General features: G+C 66.2%; 18 protein-coding genes. 11 read left to right on the forward strand and 7 right to left on the reverse strand.

All coding sequences use genetic code 11. The annotated features are described in order from the left end of the window. The first annotated feature begins 40 nt into the window (after positions 1–40). The 3 genes from GQE99_RS04800 (at position 41) to carB (ending at position 5,860) form a co-directional block, all read left to right on the forward strand. On the forward strand, positions 41–1,237 hold the full coding sequence (locus GQE99_RS04800) for an SAM-dependent methyltransferase (RefSeq protein WP_235917114.1): 1,197 nt from the start codon (positions 41–43) through the stop codon (positions 1,235–1,237). Beyond that, complete coding sequence (locus tag GQE99_RS04805; protein WP_161350447.1) at positions 1,234–2,478, forward strand: glycosyltransferase 87 family protein; 1,245 nt, start codon at positions 1,234–1,236, stop codon at positions 2,476–2,478. The genes GQE99_RS04800 and GQE99_RS04805 overlap by 4 nt, the downstream gene beginning before the upstream one ends. A 112-nt stretch (positions 2,479–2,590) precedes the next feature. Then, a complete protein-coding gene (gene carB, locus GQE99_RS04810) occupies positions 2,591–5,860 on the forward strand; it encodes a carbamoyl-phosphate synthase large subunit (protein ID WP_161350448.1) in 3,270 nt (1,089 codons plus the stop codon). Between the two features lie 88 nt (positions 5,861–5,948). Here the strand turns inward: carB and GQE99_RS04815 are convergent, their stop codons facing one another. Then, a complete protein-coding gene (locus GQE99_RS04815) occupies positions 5,949–6,239 on the reverse strand; it encodes a hypothetical protein (RefSeq protein WP_161350449.1) in 291 nt (96 codons plus the stop codon). Here GQE99_RS04815 and GQE99_RS04820 point away from each other — a divergent pair. Next, the gene (locus GQE99_RS04820) at positions 6,217–7,620 is read left to right on the forward strand and encodes an L-serine ammonia-lyase (RefSeq protein WP_161350450.1); all 1,404 of its coding nucleotides are present in this window, start codon (positions 6,217–6,219) and stop codon (positions 7,618–7,620) included. The two genes, GQE99_RS04815 and GQE99_RS04820, sit on opposite strands and share 23 nt — an antisense overlap. Before the next feature lie 9 nt (positions 7,621–7,629). On the opposite strand, the gene rimO is transcribed toward GQE99_RS04820, so the two are convergent. The 3 genes from rimO to GQE99_RS21490 form a co-directional block, all read right to left on the reverse strand. After that, on the reverse strand, positions 7,630–8,997 hold the full coding sequence (gene rimO / locus GQE99_RS04825) for a 30S ribosomal protein S12 methylthiotransferase RimO (RefSeq protein WP_161350452.1): 1,368 nt from the start codon (positions 8,995–8,997) through the stop codon (positions 7,630–7,632). 93 nt (positions 8,998–9,090) lie between these two features. Next, positions 9,091–9,681 (reverse strand): GcrA family cell cycle regulator, encoded by a 591-nt coding sequence (locus tag GQE99_RS04830; protein WP_161350454.1) that lies wholly within the window; start codon positions 9,679–9,681, stop codon positions 9,091–9,093. 113 nt (positions 9,682–9,794) lie between these two features. Further along, on the reverse strand, positions 9,795–9,971 hold the full coding sequence (locus GQE99_RS21490; RefSeq protein ID WP_235917115.1) for a hypothetical protein: 177 nt from the start codon (positions 9,969–9,971) through the stop codon (positions 9,795–9,797). 69 nt (positions 9,972–10,040) lie between these two features. Here GQE99_RS21490 and GQE99_RS04835 point away from each other — a divergent pair, with 69 nt between their 5' ends. Beyond that, the gene (locus tag GQE99_RS04835) at positions 10,041–11,219 is read left to right on the forward strand and encodes an aspartate aminotransferase family protein (protein ID WP_161350456.1); all 1,179 of its coding nucleotides are present in this window, start codon (positions 10,041–10,043) and stop codon (positions 11,217–11,219) included. Further along, a complete protein-coding gene (gene argF / locus GQE99_RS04840) occupies positions 11,216–12,142 on the forward strand; it encodes an ornithine carbamoyltransferase (protein ID WP_161350457.1) in 927 nt (308 codons plus the stop codon). The genes GQE99_RS04835 and argF overlap by 4 nt, the downstream gene beginning before the upstream one ends. 9 nt (positions 12,143–12,151) lie before the next feature. On the opposite strand, the gene GQE99_RS04845 is transcribed toward argF, so the two are convergent. Next, complete coding sequence (locus tag GQE99_RS04845; RefSeq protein ID WP_161350460.1) at positions 12,152–12,970, reverse strand: sulfotransferase family protein; 819 nt, start codon at positions 12,968–12,970, stop codon at positions 12,152–12,154. 142 nt (positions 12,971–13,112) lie between these two features. Between GQE99_RS04845 and GQE99_RS04850 the strand changes: the two genes are divergently transcribed. Genes GQE99_RS04850 through polA form a run of 4 tightly spaced genes read left to right on the forward strand, consistent with a single transcriptional unit; the run spans position 13,113 to position 18,145 of the window. Beyond that, the gene (locus tag GQE99_RS04850; RefSeq protein ID WP_161350461.1) at positions 13,113–14,690 is read left to right on the forward strand and encodes a DUF5928 domain-containing protein; all 1,578 of its coding nucleotides are present in this window, start codon (positions 13,113–13,115) and stop codon (positions 14,688–14,690) included. 10 nt (positions 14,691–14,700) lie between these two features. Continuing rightward, complete coding sequence (locus GQE99_RS04855; RefSeq protein WP_161350463.1) at positions 14,701–15,078, forward strand: HIT domain-containing protein; 378 nt, start codon at positions 14,701–14,703, stop codon at positions 15,076–15,078. 60 nt (positions 15,079–15,138) lie between these two features. After that, on the forward strand, positions 15,139–15,318 hold the full coding sequence (locus tag GQE99_RS04860; RefSeq protein WP_161350465.1) for a zinc-finger domain-containing protein: 180 nt from the start codon (positions 15,139–15,141) through the stop codon (positions 15,316–15,318). A 25-nt stretch (positions 15,319–15,343) separates the two neighbouring features. After that, positions 15,344–18,145: a DNA polymerase I gene (gene polA, locus GQE99_RS04865; RefSeq protein ID WP_161350467.1), complete on the forward strand. Its 2,802-nt coding sequence runs from the start codon at positions 15,344–15,346 to the stop codon at positions 18,143–18,145. Here the strand turns inward: polA and GQE99_RS04870 are convergent. Further along, positions 18,142–18,447, reverse strand: a complete 306-nt coding sequence (locus GQE99_RS04870) for an ArsR/SmtB family transcription factor (RefSeq protein ID WP_161350469.1) — start codon at positions 18,445–18,447, stop codon at positions 18,142–18,144. The genes polA and GQE99_RS04870 overlap by 4 nt on opposite strands. Before the next feature lie 200 nt (positions 18,448–18,647). Next, a complete protein-coding gene (locus GQE99_RS04875; RefSeq protein ID WP_328794055.1) occupies positions 18,648–19,145 on the reverse strand; it encodes a CPBP family intramembrane glutamic endopeptidase in 498 nt (165 codons plus the stop codon). On the opposite strand from GQE99_RS04875, the gene GQE99_RS04880 reads away from it, so the two are divergent. Beyond that, positions 19,092–20,204, forward strand: coding sequence for an IS110 family RNA-guided transposase (locus GQE99_RS04880; protein WP_161350472.1), 1,113 nt, complete (start codon positions 19,092–19,094; stop codon positions 20,202–20,204). The genes GQE99_RS04875 and GQE99_RS04880 overlap by 54 nt on opposite strands. Positions 20,205–20,237 lie beyond the last annotated feature (33 nt).

A 20,237-nucleotide genomic window follows, 5' to 3' on the forward strand; every position in this document is an offset into this window, starting at 1 on the left:
TCTAGGCTGTGCGCAAACGAACAAAAGAGCGGGACAGGACATGTTTGCAGGCACGCTCAGGCGCATGCTGGGGCGACTGGTGCGCGATGGCGATCTTGCCGTCACGTGGCCGGACGGGGTGACCAATACATACGGCGACGGCACCGGCACGCGGGTGCATCTGAAGATCACCGATCCGGGGCTTCTGTCGCGGCTGATGCGCAACCCCGAACTCGCGCTGGGCGAGGGGTACATGGAAGGCGGCCTCACGATCGAGGACGACGACCTGACCGGGTTCCTTCGCCTGATCGCCCGAAACGCCCGCGACAACGGCAGCGGCCGCTTTTCGGCCGCGGCGGCGGCGGCGCGCACGGGGCTGCGCCGGATCGCGCAGCACAACCCGCTCTCGGTCGCCAAGCGCAACGTCGAGGTGCATTACGACCTGCCGACCGAGCTCTACGACCTCTTCCTCGACGCCAACCTGCAATACACCTGCGGCTATTTCCGCGACCCGGATATGGACATCGACCAGGCGCAGGTCGCCAAGATGGACCATATCGGGAAGAAGCTGATGATCGAGCCGGGGATGCGCGTGCTCGACATCGGCTCCGGCTGGGGCGGGCTGTCGATCCACCTGGCCAGGACCTTCGGGGCGCAGGTCACCGGTGTGACCCTGTCGAAAGAGCAGCTCGCCGAAGCCGAGAAACGGGCCGAGGCGGCGGGCGTGGCCGACAAGGTCACCTTCCGGCTCGAGGATTACCGCGATCTCGACGAGACTTTCGACCGCGTGGTCGTCGTCGGCATGATGGAACACGTGGGCCAGCCGCAATACCCTGTGTTTCTCAACCAGATCGCCCGCGTGCTCGACCCGAAGGGCATCGCGCTGGTCCACACCATCGGGCGCACCACGCCGCCGGGCCAGACGTCACCCTTCATCCACAAGTACATCTTCCCCGGCGGTTATATCCCGGCCCTGTCCGAGGTCATGACGGAGGTCGAGAAGACCGATCTCCTGCCCACCGACATCGAGGTGTGGCGCGACCATTACATCCGCACGCTCCAGGCGTGGAAGGACAAGTTCGAGGCCAACGTGGACGCGGTGCGCGAGATGTTCGACGAGCGTTTCGTGCGGATGTGGCGCTATTACCTCACAGCCTCGGAAATGAGCTTCGCCGAGCTGGGGCTGGTCATCTTCCAGATCCAGATGGCCCATGATCAGCATGCCGTGCCCACGAACCGCGAGTATCTCTATCCATGACGCGTCAGGCCCCGATCGCCATTCTGATTGCCGCGATCTGGGCCGCCGTCACCCTGTATCTCAACTACGGGACCTGGAAGCTCGACCTCACCGCGCTCTACTACGCGGCCCGGTCGTGGGACGCGGGCCTCACGGACCTGCTCTACGATCCCGGCCCGCTGACCTACCTGGTCACGCCGCCCCGGGCCTGGACCGACTGGGCCTTGGCCGAAGGTTGGGCCGACCCCACTTTCACCCCCTATCTCTACCCGCCGCTCATCGCGGTGGCGCTGGCCCCGGTGGCCGCGCATGTGTCGGCGGCGGCCTTCTTCAACGGGGCGGTCGTCGCCTTCGCGGCCGCAACCGTCTGGATGGTGTGGCTGTCCTGGCGACTGCTCGACGTCCGGCGCCTCGGGCCCGCGGCCTGGGCGGCGGTGTCGTTCCTACTTCTGATCGCGACCGCGCCCGGCTACATGTCGTTCTGGTTCGGCCAGCCCCAGATCCTCGTCTCCGCCATCACGCTTGCCGCCTTCGTGGCGCTGGCCCGGGGGCATGACCTCCGCGCCGGCGCACTTCTGGCGCTGGCCGCGGCGGCCAAGCTGTCGCCCGCGCTGCTGGTCGTGATCTTCGTCATGGAACGCCGCTGGCGCGCGCTGGGCTGGTTCGCATGCGTGGGCGGCGCGCTGGGCCTCGCGTCCCTCCTGCTCGCAGGCTGGCCGCTTCATGCGGAGATGCTGACCAAGCTCGCCCTGATCGAGGAGCGGGTGCTTCTGAGCCACATCGTCGTGACGCTGGAACTGGTGCTCTACCAGCTTGGAGAACTCGCGGCAGGTGGCGGGTTCTTCGACATCAAGACCGCGCGCATGGTGATGGAGCCGGCCTGGATCACCTGGACCGTGCGCGGGTTCCTGGTCGCCGCCACGCTCGCCACGTGGTGGCTCACGCGCGGCCTGTCCGACCGGCCCCGGATCTGGACCCGCCTGCTGGCGATGCTCCTGATCACGCTGCTCGCCAACCCGCTGGGCTGGGTCCACTACCTGATCCTGCCCATCGCGATGATGCCGGGGCTTTTCGAGCTGATCGATCGGCGGGCGGCCACGCTTGCCACCGCCGCCTTCGTTCTGCCGCTGTCGCTTCCGGTCTTCATGGCGGTGGCCGACGTGCCCTATGGCAGCTCGATCCAGCTGGGCCTCTACCTTGCCGCCTGCCTCGCCCTTCTCGGCGTGCTCGCGGCGCGCGCGCGGCACGGGCCGGATCACTAGGGGATTTTCGCCTGCGGCCTCTTGCCCCTGCGCGCCCCATCTCTATAACCCACGACAATTTGCGGACAGGTGAGAATCCGGGTCCGCTGGGCGACGGCCAAGGGGTGACGCGATGCCGAAGAGAACCGATATCAAGTCGATCATGATCATCGGGGCGGGCCCCATCATCATCGGGCAGGCCTGCGAATTCGACTATTCCGGTGCCCAGGCCTGCAAGGCGCTGCGCGAAGAGGGTTACCGGGTCATCCTGGTGAACTCGAACCCGGCCACGATCATGACCGACCCCGGGCTGGCCGATGCCACCTACATCGAACCGATCACCCCGGACATGGTCGCCAAGATCATCGCCAAGGAAAAGCCGGACGCGCTTCTGCCCACGATGGGCGGCCAGACCGGGCTCAACACGGCGCTGGCGCTTGCCGACATGGGCGTGCTGGACGAGTACGGGGTCGAGCTGATCGGTGCCAAGCGAGAGGCCATCGAGATGGCCGAGGACCGCAAGCTTTTCCGTGAAGCGATGGACCGGCTGGGCATCGAGAACCCGCGCGCGACCATCGTCTCTTCCCCGAAGCTCGACAACGGCAAGTACGACATCAAGGCGGGCGTCGCGAACGCGATGGACGTGCTCGACGACATCGGCCTGCCCGCCATCATTCGGCCCGCCTTCACGCTGGGCGGCACCGGGGGCGGCATCGCCTACAACCGCGACGAGTACGAGTATTACTGCCGCTCGGGGCTCGAAGCCTCGCCCATGTCGCAGATCTTGGTCGATGAATCGCTGCTGGGCTGGAAAGAATTCGAGATGGAGGTCGTGCGCGACAAGGCCGACAACGCCATCATCGTCTGCGCCATCGAAAACGTGGACCCGATGGGCGTCCACACCGGCGATTCCATCACCGTCGCGCCCGCGCTTACGCTGACCGACAAGGAATACCAGATCATGCGCACGCACTCGATCAACGTGCTGCGCGAGATCGGGGTGGAAACCGGCGGCTCCAACGTCCAGTGGGCGGTGAACCCCGACAACGGCCGCATGGTCGTGATCGAGATGAATCCGCGCGTGTCGCGCTCGTCCGCGCTGGCGTCGAAGGCGACGGGTTTCCCGATCGCCAAGATCGCGGCCAAGCTCGCGGTCGGCTACACGTTGGACGAGCTCGACAACGACATCACCAAGGTGACGCCGGCCTCGTTCGAGCCGACCATCGACTACGTCGTCACCAAGATCCCGAAGTTCGCCTTCGAGAAATTCCCGGGCTCGGAGCCCTACCTCACCACCGCGATGAAATCGGTGGGCGAGGCGATGGCGATCGGGCGCACGATCCATGAATCGCTTCAGAAGGCGCTGGCCTCGATGGAATCCGGCCTGACCGGCTTCGACGAGGTCGAGATCGAGGGCGCGCCGGACAGGGCCGCCGTGATCGCGGCGCTGTCCAAGAAGACGCCGGACCGGATGCGCACCATCGCCCAGGCCATGCGCCACGGGCTTTCGGATGACGACATCTTCGGTGTCACGCAGTTCGACCCGTGGTTCCTGGCCCGCATCCGCGAGATCGTCGAAGCCGAGGACCGCGTGCGCCATGACGGCCTGCCGGTGACCGAAGAGGGCTTGCGCGCGCTCAAGATGATGGGCTTCTCCGATGCCCGCCTTGCCGCGCTGACCGGCCGGGACGAGGCCAACATCCGCCGGGCGCGCCACAACCTGGGCGTCACCGCCGTGTTCAAGCGGATCGACACCTGCGCGGCCGAGTTCGAAGCCCAGACGCCCTACATGTATTCCACCTACGAAGCCCCGATGATGGGCGAAGTGGAATGCGAAGCGCGGCCCAGTGACCGCAAGAAGGTGGTCATCCTCGGCGGCGGTCCGAACCGGATCGGGCAGGGGATCGAGTTCGACTACTGCTGCTGTCACGCCTGCTTCAGCCTGACCGACGCGGGCTACGAGACCATCATGGTCAACTGCAACCCCGAGACCGTGTCGACCGACTACGACACCTCGGACCGCCTGTATTTCGAACCGCTGACCTTCGAGCACGTGATGGAAATCCTGCGCGTCGAGCAGGAGCGCGGCTCGCTGCACGGCGTGATCGTCCAGTTCGGGGGCCAGACGCCGCTGAAGCTGGCCAACGACCTGCACGATGCGGGCATCCCGATCCTGGGCACCTCGCCCGACGCGATCGACCGGGCCGAGGACCGCGAGCGGTTCCAGGACCTGGTGAACAAGCTCGACCTCAAGCAGCCCAAGAACGGCATCGCCCATTCCGACGAGGAAGCGCTGGAGATCGCCGATGAGATCGGCTTCCCGCTGGTGATCCGCCCCTCCTACGTGCTGGGCGGGCGCGCGATGGAGATCGTGCGCGACATGGACGGTCTCAAGCGCTACATCCGCGATGCGGTCGTGGTGTCGGGCGACAGCCCGGTGCTGCTCGACAGCTACCTCTCCGGCGCGGTCGAGATCGACGTGGATGCGCTCTGCGACGGCCAGACGGTCCACGTCGCGGGCATCATGCAGCACATCGAGGAGGCCGGCGTGCACTCCGGCGACAGTGCCTGTTCGCTGCCGCCCTATTCGCTGCCGGCCGACATCATCGACGAACTCAAGCGCCAGTCCGAAGCGCTCGCGCTCGAGCTGGGCGTCGTGGGGCTGATGAACGTGCAGTTCGCCGTGAAGGACGGCGAGATCTACCTCATCGAGGTGAACCCGCGCGCCTCGCGCACCGTGCCCTTCGTGGCCAAGGCCGTGAACTCGCCCATCGCCTCGATCGCCGCGCGCGTGATGGCGGGCGAGCGGCTGGAGAATTTCACCCTGATCGACCCGCTGATCGACAAGTTCGCGGTGAAGGAAGCGGTGCTGCCCTTCGCGCGCTTCCCGGGCGTCGACACGCTGCTGGGCCCGGAAATGCGGTCGACCGGCGAGGTGATGGGATCGGACAAGTCCTTCGCCCGCGCCTTCCTCAAGGCGCAGCTGGGGGCGGGCACGATGCTGCCGACCGAGGGCAACGTGTTCTTCTCGATCAAGGACGACGACAAGACCGACCTGATGGCCGAGACCGCACAGATCCTGAAGGACCTGGGCTTCACCATCATGGCGACCGCGGGCACGGCGAAGTTCCTCAACGAGTCCGGGATCGAGACCGAGGTGGTGCGCAAGCAGTACGAGGGCGGCCGGACGATCGTGGACATCATGAAGGACGGGCTCGTCCAGCTGGTGATGAACACGACCGAGGGCGCACAGGCGGTCGAGGACAGCCGGTCGATGCGCTCGGTCGCGCTCTACGACAAGATCCCCTACTTCACCACCGCCGCGGCCAGCCACGCCGCCGCGCGCGCGATGAAGTCGCGGGACGAGGGCGAGTTGGGGGTCGAGGCGCTTCAGGGCGCGTGACCTGAGCGGCGACCTGTGACAGATCGACGGGCGGCCCGGTGGGCCGCCCTTCCTTTTTGGGTCGTTCTTGGTCGGTCGGGTTTCCGGCTCATTTACGATTGGCGCCGGCGGGGCTTTCGCAACGCATTGAAAACGCGCCCTTTCCCGAAAACCACTTTTCCGGTTTTCCAGTTTTCCGGTTTTCCGGAAAAGTGAAAAACGCGTTCGGCCCGTTGTCGCCCGACGCCGCGCCCGTCGGCTCTCCCGCGAGGCCCGCGACATCACCCCGGTGCGCCCCGATCCGCGAATGTCGATTCGAGCCTTCCAAATGTCGCGCCCCGGGCGTCGGTCGCGCGCCAAAGGCGTAGGCTCGGCACATGTTCATATCGGTCTTCGACATCTTCAAACACGGCATCGGCCCCTCGTCGTCGCACACGATGGGCCCGATGGTGGCCGCGAACCGCTTCCTCGATGCGCTGCGCCACGGCGAGCGGATTCCCGGGGCCGACGAGGTGGCCGCCCTTACGATCAGCCTGCACGGATCGTTGGCCTGGACCGGCAAGGGCCACCATTCGGACCGCGCCGTGATCCTCGGGCTCCTCGGCGAACGGCCCGAAACGATGGACCCGGACGGGGCCGACGCGCTCATCGCGCGGCTGGGCAAGGCACGGCGGCTCATGCCCGAAGGCCTGCCCCCCTTGCGCTTCGACCCTGCCACGGACCTTGTCTTCGACTTCGGCCCGCCGCTCGAACACCATGCCAATGGCATGATTTTCCGCGCCTTCGACGCGGCCGGGCGCCCTTACATGACGATCCCGTATTTCTCGGTCGGGGGCGGTTTCGTGGCGACCGAGGCCGAGCTGAAGGCCGAGCACGACACGTCGCTCTCCGACCAGAAGCGCGCGCGGGGCTATCCACATCCCTTCGGGACGGCGGCCCAGATGCTCGAGATGGGCCGGACCTCGGGCCTCTCCATCGCGCAGATGAAGCGCGCGAACGAAGAGGCGCACGGTCGCGACGACCTCGATCAAGGGCTCGACGCGCTGGCCGACGCGATGATGGCGTGCATCGACCGGGGCTTCTCGCTCGATGGCGTGCTGCCCGGCGGGCTCAACGTGAAACGCCGCGCCCGCAAACTGCATGAGGAGCTGACCGCGCAGCGCTTCTCCAACCGCAACGCGCCGCACGTGGTGAACGACTGGATCTCGGCCTACGCGATGGCGGTGAACGAGGAGAACGCGGCGGGTGGCCGTGTCGTCACCGCGCCGACCAACGGGGCCGCCGGGACGGTGCCGGCCGTCCTGCGTTACTGGCGCGATCACATGGCCGACGCGGTGACGGACGAGAAACGGCGCGATTTCCTGCTCACGGCGGCCGCCATCGGCGGGCTGATCAAGGCCAATGCCTCGATCTCGGGCGCCGAGGTGGGTTGCCAGGGGGAGGTCGGCTCGGCCGCGGCGATGGCCGCCGCGGGTCTCTGCGCGGCCCTGGGCGGGACGAACGAACAGGTGGAAAATGCCGCCGAGATCGCGCTCGAACATCACCTCGGGATGACCTGTGACCCGGCCAAGGGGTTGGTGCAGGTGCCCTGCATCGAGCGCAACGCGATGGGGGCGATCAAGGCGGTGTCGGCGGCGTCGTTGGCCCTGCGCTCGGACGGCGAGCACATCCTGCCGCTCGACAATTGCATCGAGGTCATGCTGCAGACCGGCCGTGACATGGACGTGCGCTACAAGGAAACCTCGCAGGGCGGCATCGCGGTCAACCTGCCGGAATGCTGACGGGGTCGCTCAGACGAGCCGCCCCCAGAGGTCGTATTCGCCCGCCTCGTCCACTTCGACCGTGACGATCTGGCCGGGCGTGAGCACCTCGTGCCCCTCGTCGATGAAGAGGCAACCGTCGATCTCCGGCGCGTCGGCCTTGGTCCGGCAGGTGGCGGCGTCTTCCTCGACCTCGTCGACGATGACCTCGATGGTCTTGCCTACCTTGGCCGCGAGCTTGGCCTCGGAAATCGCCTGCGCCTTCTCCATGAACCGGTGCCAGCGCTCGTCCTTGATCTCTTCGGGCACGTGGTCGGGCAGGGCGTTCGACCGCGCACCGTCCACGTTCTCGTACTTGAAGCATCCGACGCGGTCGAGCTGCGCCTCGTCGAGCCAGTCGAGCAGGACCTGGAACTCCTCCTCGGTCTCGCCGGGGTAGCCCACGATGAAGGTCGAGCGCAGGGCGATGTCCGGGCAGATCTCGCGCCACGCGGCGATCTCGTCCAGCGTCTTCGCGGCCGCCGCGGGGCGCGCCATGCGCTTGAGCACACCGGGGTCGGCGTGCTGGAACGGGATGTCGAGATAGGGCAGCACCAGCCCCTCGGCCATCAGCGGGATGAGCTCGCGCACATGCGGGTAGGGGTAGACGTAGTGCAGCCGCACCCATGCGCCCAGGCTCCCGAGATCACGGGCGAGGTCGGTGATATGCGCCCGGTGCCCCTTCTCCTCGGCATAGCGCAGGTCGAGCCCATAGGCGGACGTGTCCTGCGAGATGACGAGCAGCTCCTGCACCCCCGCCTCGACCAGCTTCTCCGCCTCGCGCACCACGGCATGGGCCGGGCGCGACTGGAGCTTCCCGCGCATGTCGGGGATGATGCAGAACTTGCAGGCGTGATTGCAGCCCTCGGAAATCTTGAGATAGCTGTAATGGCGCGGGGTGAGGCTCACGCCGCGCGCCGGCAGCAGGTCCACGAAGGGGTCCGGGCTGGGCGGCACGGCGCCGTGGACCGCGTCCAGCACCTGCTCGTATTGGTGCGGCCCCGTCACCGCCAGCACGGTGGGATGCGCACCGGTGATGTAGTCCGGCTCGGCGCCAAGGCAGCCGGTCACGATCACCTTGCCGTTCTCGGTCAGCGCCTCTCCGATCGCCTCCAGGCTCTCGGCCTTGGCGCTGTCGAGGAAACCGCAGGTGTTCACGATCACCGCGTCTGCGCCGCTGTAGTCCGGGCTGATCGCGTAGCCTTCCGCGCGCAGCCGCGTCAGGATGCGTTCGCTGTCGACCAGCGCCTTGGGGCAGCCAAGGCTGACCATGCCGATCTTCGGCTGGCCGGGGCGCAGCTCTTCGCGGATGCGGGCACGGGCAAGGTCGGGGCGCAGATCGGGCGGGTTCGCGGACATGGGGGCGCTATACGCTGTGGCGGGCGTTTGGAAAAGGGGCCATGCGCGGCGCGGCCCGGCCCGATCGGCGGGCCGGCGCCGGGGGCCGGGGGATCAGCGTTTGCGGTCGCGGCGCGAGGACATCGGCTGGAACGCCACGCCCACGTGCGCCTCGCAGTAAGGCTTGCCCGCCTGCACCGGCAGGCCGCAGAACCAGAAATCCTCGGTCGCCGGGTCGCCGATGGGCCATTTGCAGGTCCGCTCGGTCAGTTCGAGGAGCGACAGCTTCTTGGCGGATTTCTCGATCTCGGACACCTTCTTGAGCGCCTCGGCCGGAATCTCGTTCGCGCTGGGCTGCGGCGGCAGCGGCTGGCCGGCCGGGATGATCTGTTTGCGGGCCGGCGCGGCGGGTTTCGGATCCGGCGCGGCCTCTTCGGCCTCGGGGGCCGGCTCCGGCTTGGGATCGGCCTTCTTCGGCGCGGGCTTCTTCGCGGCCGCGGGCTTGGCGGCGGGCTTTTCCTTGGCCGGCGCCTTCGCGGTCGTGGCGGCGCCCCCGGCAGCGCGGTTCGACAGGCCCAGACGATGCACCTTGCCGATCACCGCGTTGCGGGTCACGCCGCCCAGTTCCTTGGCGATCTGGCTCGCCGACTGGCCTTCGGACCACATCTTCTTCAGGAGTTCGACTCGTTCGTCAGTCCAGGACATCGCGTTTCCTCGTGGGCCCGGCTGGGGCCGTCTTTAGCGTAGGCGCGCATTCTAGCCACCATGCGCGAGGTTACAAGGTGAAGGGCGCTATATGGAGCAACCGGGCGCGTGTTTCAACCATCCTGCGCGTGCTCCGGGGCCTTCGAAACGCGCTCTTCCGGCACGTCGATGTCCGGAGCATGGACAAACCGGCATTCCCCCGCTAACAGGCAGGCATGATCGAACGGAACCGCCTTTTCGCCTGTCGACGTCGCCGCCTGCGCGCCTGACGTCTTTTTCCGTTCACCCAAGCCCCCCTAAATCGTTGACACCGGCCCGCCCTTGCGGCACCCAAAGGCCTCTTTTCGAAGGATGTTGCCATGATCCCGTCCGTTCTGCCGACCTACGCGCGCGCGAAACTGAACTTCGTCAAGGGCGAGGGCAGCTGGCTGATCGAGGCGGGCGGCGAGCGATACCTGGACCTGGGCGCGGGCATCGCCGTGAACGCGCTGGGCCATGCCAACCCGGACCTGATCGGCGCGCTCACCGCGCAGGCGCACAGGCTGTGGCACGTCTCCAACCTTTACGAGATCCCGGGGCAGAAGAAGCTGGCCGACAAGCTGGTCAATGCCTCCTTCGCCGACACCGTGTTCTTCACCAATTCCGGCACGGAGAGCGCCGAGCTCGCGATCAAGATGGCGCGCAAGTACCATTACGACCGGGGCGACACCGAGCGGGTGGAGATCATCACCTTCTCCGGCTGCTTCCACGGCCGCTCGACGGGCGCCATCGCGGCCTCGGGCGCCGAGAAGATGGTCAAGGGCTTCGGGCCGCTCATGCCGGGCTTCGTCCATCTCGACTTCGGTGATCATGACGCGCTGCGCGCGGCCGTCACCGACAAGACCGCCGCGATCCTGATCGAACCGATCCAGGGCGAGGGGGGCATCCGCACGGTGCCCGACCAGTGCCTCAAGGGGCTGCGCGACCTGTGCGACGAGACCGGGACGCTTCTGATCTTCGACGAGGTGCAGTGCGGCATGGGCCGGACCGGCAAGCTTTTCGCCCATGAATGGGCCGGCGTGTCGCCCGACATCCTGATGTCGGCTAAGGGCATCGGCGGGGGCTTCCCGCTGGGGGCGGTGCTGGCGACCGAGGATGCGGCCTCCGGCATGGTGGTGGGCACCCACGGCTCGACCTACGGGGGCAACCCGCTTGCAATGGCCGTGGGGTCGAAGGTGATGGAGATCCTCACCGGCAACGGCTTCCTCGACGACGTGAACCGCCGGGCGGGGCTTCTGCGCCAACGGCTCGAGGGCCTGGTGGGCGCGCATCCGGACATCTTCAAGGGCGTGCGCGGGTCCGGCATGATGCTGGGCCTCGAATGCAAAGTGGCACCCGCGGACGTGGTGGCCGCCGGGTATGAGGCGCATGTGATCCTGGTGCCCGCTGCCGACAACGTCGTGCGGCTTCTGCCGCCGCTCAACATCACCGAGGAAGAGATCGCCGAGGGCGCGGACCGGATCGACGCCGCCGCGACCGCGCTGGAGGGGACCAAATGAAACATTTCCTGGACATCAACGCCACCGACCCGGCCGACCTGCGGCGCATGCTGGACGAGGCGCACCGGATCAAGGCCGCCCGCAAGGGGCAGGACAAGGGCGTGCCCGACGATGAGCAGGCGCTGGCCGGCAAGGTCGTGGCCCTGATCTTCGAAAAGCCCTCGACCCGGACCCGCGTGTCCTTCGACGTGGGTGTGCGCCAGATGGGCGGCGAGACGCTGGTGCTCTCGGGCTCCGAGATGCAGCTGGGCCACGGGGAGTCGATCCCGGACACCGCGCGGGTGCTCAGCCGCTACGTGGACCTGATCATGATCCGCACGTTCGAGGAATCGGCGCTCCAGGAGCTGGCCGAGTTCGCCGACGTGCCCGTGATCAACGGCCTCACCAACCGCACCCACCCGTGCCAGATCATGGCCGATATCCTCACCTACGAAGAACACCGCGGCCCCATCGCCGGAAAGAAGGTGGTCTGGGTCGGCGACGGCAACAACGTCTGCGCGAGCTTCATCCACGCCGCCGGGCAGCTGGGCTTCGACCTGACTTTCACGGGGCCCGAACGGCTCGACCCCGAGCGTGAAGCCGTCGAGGAAGCGCGGGCCAAGGGCGCCGACATCGTGATCGAGCGTGACCCGCACGAGGCGGTGAAGGGCGCGGACCTCGTGGTGACGGACACCTGGGTGTCGATGCACGACGCGCCCTCGACCCGTGAACGCCGGCACAACATGCTGCGCGCCTACCAGGTGAACGAGCGGCTCATGGCCCAGGCGGGCGCGGAGGCGCTGTTCATGCATTGCCTGCCGGCCCACCGGAACGAGGAAGTCACCGACAGCGTGATGGACGGCCCGCAATCCGTGGTGTTCGACGAGGCCGAGAACCGGCTCCACGCCCAGAAGGCCATCATGCGCTGGTGTCTCGACGTCTGAGCCGGGGCGTCAGCTGCCCAGCTTCTTGTGGACTTCGTCGAGGTCGATGTCCCCCACCGGCAGCTTGTTGGCGGGGTTGTCGAAGTCGTATCTGAAGAGCCGGAAATCGCGGTGGTAGATTTCCCACATCAGGTGCATCGAGAGATCGTCGAAGTATTCCTCGACCGGGTGCGCGCGCTCGGGCCCGTGAACGGCGCTTTCGTTGAAGCGCGGGATCGCCGTCAGGTCCACCTCGTGCGGCGTCTTCACCCGGTCCAGCACCGTCTTCATCCCGTCGTCGAAGGCCTCGGTCCAGAAGATGTGGTCATAGGTCCCGCCGTTCAGGATGAAGGTCGAGATGTGGCCCGACATGGCCGACCAATGGATGTCCGGGTCCATCGGGCGGCGGAACCGGATCGTGTCGCGCGCGAACAGGAGGAACCGGCGGAACGATTTGATCTGGTCGAATTCGAAGCCGTTCTCCGGGTCGCCCACCTCGACCCCGTATTTCTGGACGAGTAGTGGGACCAGGTTGTTGCGGTAACGGTTCCCGTTGCGCTGGATGCCGCAGATCTTGTCGAAGAACGAGGACAGGATCCGCGCGTACGGGTTGCGCACGGCGGTGAAGGCGAAGCTCTCGTGGGCCTTCACGTTCCGGGCGATCCTGTCCTGGTTCTCTTCCTGCGCCCACTTGTAGATGCCGTCCTGCGCGTCGTGGATGTCGCCGTCGTAGAAGCTGCCGTGGTCGGAGTAATACATGATCTGACCGATGGTGGAGCAGGCGCATTTGGGCACGACCCGATACACCATGCTTTCGGTCTCGGTCATCCAAACCCCGGGAAAGCCCATGCTGTGCCGCTCGCCTCCTCAGCTGCGCCCCGCGGTCGGGATCATTTTGTTTGAAACGAAAAAAGCAAACAAACCCTGTCATTTCAATGCTTCGTTACGATAAGCATGTCTAGATCCCGCTTGGACAAAGCTGCGAACCGCAATGGCCAAAATCGCCTTCATCCTTTTGTGTCACAAGGACCCAAAGGCCGTCATCGACCAGGCGCAGCGGCTGACCGCCGCGGGCGATTACATCGCGATCCATTTCGACGCGCGCAGCCCGCGCGCGGAGTACGAGATGATCCGCGCCGCGCTGGCCGACAACGTCTCTGTCACCTTCGCGAAGAAGCGGGTCAAATGCGGCTGGGGGGAATGGTCGCTGGTCGAGGGCACGCTGCGCGCCGTGGAGGCGGCCCTCGAGGCGTTTCCGCGCGCCACGCATTTCTACATGGTCTCGGGCGATTGCATGGCAATCAAGTCGGCCGAATACGCGCACGAGTTCCTCGACGCTCACGAGGTGGATTACATCGAGAGCTTCGACTTCTTCGAAAGCGACTGGATCAAGACGGGCCTGCGCGAGGACCGCCTGATCTGGCGTCACTGGTTCAACGAGCGCAGCCACAAGGGGCTGTTCTACGCCTCGATGAACCTGCAGAAGCGCCTCGGGCTCGAACGGGAGCCGCCGGTCGACATCCAGGTCATGATCGGATCGCAATGGTGGTGCCTGCGACGCCGCACGATCGAGCGGATCATGGACTTCGTGCGCGAGCGGCGCGACGTGGTGCGCTTTTTCTCGACCACCTGGATTCCGGACGAGACGTTCTTCCAGACTTTGGTGCGCCACCTCGTTCCCGACGCCGAAATCATGTCGCGCACGCTCACTTTCCTGATGTTCACCGACTACGGAATGCCGGTGACGTTCTACAACGACCACTACGACATGCTCCTGTCGCAGGACTACCTGTTCGCGCGCAAGATCAGCCCCGACGCGCAAGAGCTCAAGCGCCGGCTGGGCGCGCTCTATGCCTCGGACCGGACCGACTTCAAGATCTCGAACGAAGGTCGCAGCCTGTTCGAGTTCCTCACGGAACGGGGCCGGATCGGCCAGCGCTTCGGCGAGCGGTTCTGGGAATCGGAGGCGACGCTGGGGCGCGACCGCGAGCTTCTGATCGTGGTCGCGAAGAAATGGCACGTGGGCAAGCGGCTGCTCCAGCTCGTGCGCGAGAAGACCAACATCCCCGCGATCGACTACCTCTTCGACGAGGAGGGGACGCCGCTTCCCGACCTGGGCGGTATCCAGGCCTCGATCGAGAAGCGCACCCGGCACCGCCGCGCGCTCATGCGGATGCTGTTCGACTACTACCAGACCGACCGGCTCGCCATCGGGATGGACCCGGGCGATCTCGAGCTCATGCGCGATTTCGACACCGACCGCTCGCGCACCCGTTTTCTCGAGATCGAGACGGAGTTCTCGGACGACTGGATCCTGGGCCACGCCCTGCGCGTGGGACTTGCGGGCGAGACCACCCCGCAGGACGCGATCGACCGGCTGGTGCCCACGATCCGGCAGGACTTCTTCTACGAATCCGATCGTATCCGCGACGAGGGCTTCGCCGACCTGCACGTCCTGCGCGAAAACGCGAGCGCGGAAGAGCGGGCCCAGGCCCTTGCCAAGTTCCTGGCGATCCCTGAAGAAAGGGCCGTGGATATCGCAACGACCGAAGACTTCTTCAGCGACTGACAGGGATCACATGGCCTACGAATACGACGACCAGAACATCTTCGCGAAAATCCTGCGCGGCGACATACCCAACGACACGGTGCTGGAGACCGACCACAGCCTGGCCTTCAACGACATCGCCCCGCAGGCCCCGGTCCACGTGCTGGTGATCCCGCGCGGCCCCTACATCACCTGGGACCAGTTCTCGGCCGAAGCGAGCGATGCCGAGATCATCGACTACACGCGCACGATCCAGCAGGTGATCGACAAGCTCGACCTCGCCCCCGGCGCGGGCGGGCAGGGTTATCGCCTGATCGTGAACTCCGGCGAGGCGGCGATCCAGGAAGTGCCGCATCTTCACACCCATATCCTGTCGGGCCGGCGTCTTGGCCGGATGTTGCCGCGCTGACCCCTTGTGGCCGTGACACCCGCTGATATTTTGACAGGACCAGAAACGAGGCGAGACCCCATGACGACCCAGGCCCCCGAGACCAAGGTGGTGGACAAGAAGAAGATTGCCTGCGACGGCGGTGGACCGGCCAGCGGCCACCCGCGCGTCTGGCTGACGATCCCCGATGACGTGGGCTACGTCGAATGCGGGTATTGCGACACGAAATACGTTCACAAGGATTTCGCGGACCAGCAGTGACGCGTCCACGATCCAGGGGGTGAGGATGACATTCGGCAAAGGGTGCCATCTGCACCTCATCGACGGCTCGGCGTTTATCTTCCGGGCCTACCACGCGTTGCCGCCGCTCACGCGCAAGTCCGACGGGCTGCCCATCGGGGCGGTCGCGGGCTTCTGCAACATGCTGTTCAAGTCGGTCGAGGACGCCAAGGGCGACGACGCGCCGACCCACGTGGCGGTCATCTTCGACTATTCCGGCAAGTCGTTCCGCAACGATATCTACCCGGACTACAAGGCCAACCGCCCCCCGGCGCCCGAGGACCTCGTCCCGCAGTTTCCGCTGACGCGCGATGCCACCCGCGCCTTCAACATCGCCTGCATCGAGCAGGAGGGGTTCGAGGCCGACGACATCATCGCCACCTATGCCCGCCAGGCGCGCGAGCTTGGCGGTCGGGTGACCATCATCTCGTCGGACAAGGACCTGATGCAACTCGTCGGCGGCGGCGTCGAGATGCTCGACGCGATGAAGAACAAGCGGATCGGGATCGAGGGGGTCGAGGAGAAGTTCGGTGTCGGCCCCGACCGGGTCGTGGACGTTCAGGCGCTGGCCGGTGACAGCGTGGACAACGTGCCCGGCGCTCCGGGCATCGGGGTGAAGACCGCCGCGCTTCTCATCAACGAATTCGGCGATCTCGAGACGCTTCTGGAGCGTGCGGAAGAGATCAAGCAGCCCAAGCGCCGCCAGACCCTGATCGAGAAGGCCGACCAGATCCGGATGAGCCGGGACCTGGTACGGCTCGACGATCACGTGCCGCTGGAATTCGACCTCGATACGCTCGAGCTGCGCGACCCGGAGCCCGAGACGCTGCTTCCCTTCCTCGCCTCGATGGAATTCCGGTCGCTGTCCAAGCGCATCGCCGACCAGCTGGGTGTCGAGCCCGTCGACATCCCAGAAACCTCGGGGGGTGAGAGCGCGCCGGAAGCCGCCGCGCCGGAATGGCCCGAGATCGACCCCGAGAAATACGAATGCGTGCGCAATGCCGAGGCGCTCGACCGGTGGGTTGCGCTGATCCGGGACCACGGCTTCGTGGCGGTGGACACCGAGACGAATTCGCTCAACGAAATGCAGGCGGAGCTCGCCGGCATCTGCCTGGCCGTGGTGCCGGGCGAGGCGTGCTACATCCCCGTGGGCCACAAACAGGGCGAGGGCGACGGGTTGTTCCAGAACGACGCGCTGGCCGAGGGGCAACTGCCGCTGGACGACGTGCTGGCCGCGCTGAAGCCGGTGTTCGAGGATCCCGCGATCCTCAAGATCTTCCAGAACGCCAAGTACGACACCAAGATCTTCCGCCGCTACCGCATCGACGTCGCCCCGATCGACGACACGATGCTGATGTCCTACGCGATGTTCTCGGGCATCCACAACCACGGGATGGACGCGCTGGCCGAGCGCTACCTCGGCCATATCCCGATCCCGATCAAGTCGCTGCTGGGCACCGGCAAGAGCGCGATCACCTTCGACAAGGTGAAGATCGACGAAGCGGTCAAATACGCGGCCGAAGACGCGGACATCACGCTGCGGCTGTGGAAGCTCTTCAAGGCCCGCCTGCACCGCGAGAAGGTGACGACCGTCTACGAAACGCTCGAGCGCCCGCTGGTGCCGGTGCTCGCGGCGATGGAGATGAACGGCGTGCAGGTCGACCGCGACACGTTGAGCCGCATGTCCAACGCCTTCGCCCAGAAGATGGCCGGGCTCGAGGCGGAGATCCACGAGCTGGCGGGGGAAAGCTTCAACGTGGGCTCGCCCGCCCAGCTGGGCGAGATCCTGTTCGAGAAGATGGGCTTCGAGGGCGGCAAGAAGGGCAAGTCGGGCAAGTACTCGACACCTGCCGACGTGCTCGAGGACCTGGCCGCCCAGCACGACCTGCCCGCGCGCGTGCTCGACTGGCGGCAATTGTCGAAGCTGAAGTCGACATACACCGACGCGCTCCAGACGCATATCGATCCGGACACGGGCCGGGTGCACACGTCCTATCTTCAGACCGGGGCCGCGACCGGGCGCCTGGCCTCGACCGACCCGAACCTGCAGAACATCCCGATCCGCACCGAGGAGGGCCGGCGCATCCGCGAAGCCTTCGTGGCGCCGGAGGGCAAGGTGCTGGTGTCGCTCGACTACAGCCAGATCGAGCTGCGCATTCTCGCCCACGTGGCCGGGATCGAGTCGATGAAGGCCGCCTTCCGCGACGGCGAGGACATCCACGCCGCCACGGCGAGCGAGATGTTCGACGTGCCGCTGGACGAGATGACGCCCGAGGTGCGCCGGCAGGCCAAGGCGATCAACTTCGGCGTGATCTACGGGATTTCCGGCTTCGGTCTGGCCCGCAACCTGCGCATCGAACGGAAAGAAGCGCAGGGGTTCATCGACCGGTATTTCGAGAAATACCCCGGCATCAAGGAATACATGAACGAAACCGTCGCCTTCGCGAAGGAACACGGCCACGTCTCCACCTTGTTCGGCCGCAAGATCCACACGCCCGAGATCAACGCGAAGGGCCCGCACGCGGGCTTCGCGCGCCGGGCCGCGATCAACGCGCCGATCCAGGGCACCGCCGCCGACATCATCCGCCGCGCCATGATCCGCATGCCGTCCGCAATCGAACGCCTGCCGGTGAAGATGCTGCTACAGGTCCACGACGAACTGATCTTCGAGATCGACGCGGGGGCGGTGGACGACGCGGTCACGGTGATCCGCGACGTGATGGAAAGGGCTACGGACCCTGCCGTGAAGCTCGACGTGCCGCTGGTCGTGGACGCGGGCCAAGGCGCGAACTGGGCCGAGGCGCACTAGGCCACGTCGCGCAGGCGGACCGCCCCGGCCATCGCGAGCGCGCGCGACACGGTCCGCGTGAAGAGGGCGGGCGCGATCCGGTAGCTGACGAAGGCGCCCTTGCGGATCCGCCCGACGACATGCCCGCGCTCCATTTCCCGCAGGTGGTGGATGAGCGTGGCGTCGGTCAGCCCGGTCGCGGTCTGAAGCGTTCCATAGCTGGCACCGGTGGCCGGATCGGTCACGAGCAGGCGAAACAGCCTTGCGCGCGTCGGGTGGGACAGGGCGCGAAAGCACGCCGCCATCTGTTCGTCTTCGGTCATCGTGGTCTCCGTGGATGCTGTTTCCTTGCGGAGACCGTGCGGCATTAACCTTGCGAAAGACTTAAGGTTCTTTCGCGCTGAAGCGTTTTTGCCTTGAGCGAGGTGCAGAAGGCGGCTCGAGTTTTCTAGGATTCTAGGATTCTAGGATTCTAGGATTCTAGGATTGTAGAGAACCGAAGCCATGGTTCGCCGCCAGCGGCTCACCCGATCGCCAGCCCGATCCAGAGCCCCGGATGCGTGGCCGCATGCGCCATCATCCCCGCCTCCAATCCGCGTCGCCAGTAAAGCCAGCCGTAGAAAACCCCGAGCACGGCGTTGAGCGCCACGGTACGTAGTGTGATCGCCATGTCCAGCGGGATGGTCGCGGCCATCGCGGGCAGGTGCCCCAGGCCGAAAAGCACGGCGACCCCCGCGATGAGCGCCCAGGCCGCCCCGGCGCGCGGCCGCTCGCCCGACAGCTTCCAGACGACCCAGAACCCGAGGGTCAGCAGGCCGTAGCGCAGCATCAGCTCCTCGACGATCCCGCCATATGTAAGACCGTATGTCCTTCTTTGGCTGGCCTGTGATGGGGTGGTTCGCCCTACACTGACAGCTTTCAACGAGGGTTGCTCGATGAGCAGGGCCTCAAGCCAGGAGGACGAACCATGCAGGAGAATAGCGAACTTTTCATCGGATTGGATGTGTCGAAGGACAGCCACGCGGTTGCGGTTGCGGAGGCTGGCCGGAGCGGCGAAGTCAGGTTCTACGGGGAGATTGGAGCGGACGCTGCCTCCGTTCGGCGGTTCGTTCACAAGCTGGATCGTCCAAACGTACGCCTGCGGTTCTGCTACGAGGCCGGTCCAACCGGCTACGGCCTGAAACGGCAGATCGAGGCACTCGGGCATGACTGCGCCGTTATCGCACCGTCGCTGATCCCGCGCCGGCCCGGCGAGCGGGTGAAGACGAACCGTCGCGATGCCGTGAAGCTGGCGCGCCTGTTCCGTGCAGGTGAGCTGACGGAGATCTGGACACCCGACGAGGCGCACGAGGCGATGCGCGATCTGGTGCGTGCCCGAGAGGCGGCGGTGAAGGACCGGACGCGAAAGCGCCAAGAGATCCGATCGTTCCTGCTGCGGAACGGTCTGGTCTATCCCGGCAAGAAGGCCTGGGGAACGAAATACTTCAAGTGGCTTCACGAACTCAGTCTTGCATGGCCCGCGCAGATCGCGGTCCTGCACGAGATGATCATTGCCGAAACGCAGTGCCGCGAACGGGTGGCGCGGCTGGAGAAGGCGATCGAGGACGCCTTGCTCGACTGGCCGCTGGCGCCGGCGGTGGACCGCCTTCAAGCCTTGCGCGGCGTCGGGCTGATCGCCGCGGTCACCTTCATGGTCGAGGTTGGTGACATCCGCCGGTTCGAGTCGCCGCGGCAGTTGATGGCCTATCTCGGCCTGGTCCCTTCCGAACGCTCCACAGGTGATACCGTCCGCCGCGGCGGCATCACCAAGACCGGCAACGCGCGCGTGCGGCGGACGCTGGCCGAGAGCGCATGGACGTATCGCTACCCCGCGCGTGTCGGGAAGAAAGCCTACTTTGCCACGAGGCACATGCCTGAGGAGGTCAGGGAGACCGCATGGAAGGCGCAGGCGCGCCTGACCAAGCGATACCGCGCCCTGATTGCGCGGGGCAAGCGCAGCACAGTGGCCATCACCGCGGTGGCGCGGGAACTGGTCGGCTTCATGTGGGCCATCGCCCGGATGGAGCCGATGGAGATCTGATCTGGAGAAACCAGACCGTCCAATCGCGCATGG

It is taken from the genome of Maritimibacter harenae (genome assembly GCF_009882975.1).
GTDB classification, from domain to species: Bacteria; Pseudomonadota; Alphaproteobacteria; order Rhodobacterales; family Rhodobacteraceae; genus Maritimibacter; species Maritimibacter harenae.

Coding starts and splice junctions, on each gene's coding strand:
- rimO (WP_161350452.1), bottom strand. CDS start 8,997: ATGTCCGCGAACCCGCCCGATCTGCGCCCCGACCTTGCCCGTGCCCGC.
- GQE99_RS04835 (WP_161350456.1), top strand. CDS start 10,041: ATGATCCCGTCCGTTCTGCCGACCTACGCGCGCGCGAAACTGAACTTC.
- GQE99_RS04850 (WP_161350461.1), top strand. CDS start 13,113: ATGGCCAAAATCGCCTTCATCCTTTTGTGTCACAAGGACCCAAAGGCC.
- polA (WP_161350467.1), top strand. CDS start 15,344: ATGACATTCGGCAAAGGGTGCCATCTGCACCTCATCGACGGCTCGGCG.
- carB (WP_161350448.1), top strand. CDS start 2,591: ATGCCGAAGAGAACCGATATCAAGTCGATCATGATCATCGGGGCGGGC.
- GQE99_RS04830 (WP_161350454.1), bottom strand. CDS start 9,681: ATGTCCTGGACTGACGAACGAGTCGAACTCCTGAAGAAGATGTGGTCC.
- GQE99_RS04815 (WP_161350449.1), bottom strand. CDS start 6,239: ATGTCGAAGACCGATATGAACATGTGCCGAGCCTACGCCTTTGGCGCG.
- GQE99_RS04805 (WP_161350447.1), top strand. CDS start 1,234: ATGACGCGTCAGGCCCCGATCGCCATTCTGATTGCCGCGATCTGGGCC.
- GQE99_RS04820 (WP_161350450.1), top strand. CDS start 6,217: ATGTTCATATCGGTCTTCGACATCTTCAAACACGGCATCGGCCCCTCG.
- argF (WP_161350457.1), top strand. CDS start 11,216: ATGAAACATTTCCTGGACATCAACGCCACCGACCCGGCCGACCTGCGG.
- GQE99_RS04870 (WP_161350469.1), bottom strand. CDS start 18,447: ATGACCGAAGACGAACAGATGGCGGCGTGCTTTCGCGCCCTGTCCCAC.
- GQE99_RS04880 (WP_161350472.1), top strand. CDS start 19,092: ATGCAGGAGAATAGCGAACTTTTCATCGGATTGGATGTGTCGAAGGAC.
- GQE99_RS04855 (WP_161350463.1), top strand. CDS start 14,701: ATGGCCTACGAATACGACGACCAGAACATCTTCGCGAAAATCCTGCGC.
- GQE99_RS04800 (WP_235917114.1), top strand. CDS start 41: ATGTTTGCAGGCACGCTCAGGCGCATGCTGGGGCGACTGGTGCGCGAT.
- GQE99_RS04845 (WP_161350460.1), bottom strand. CDS start 12,970: ATGGGCTTTCCCGGGGTTTGGATGACCGAGACCGAAAGCATGGTGTAT.
- GQE99_RS04860 (WP_161350465.1), top strand. CDS start 15,139: ATGACGACCCAGGCCCCCGAGACCAAGGTGGTGGACAAGAAGAAGATT.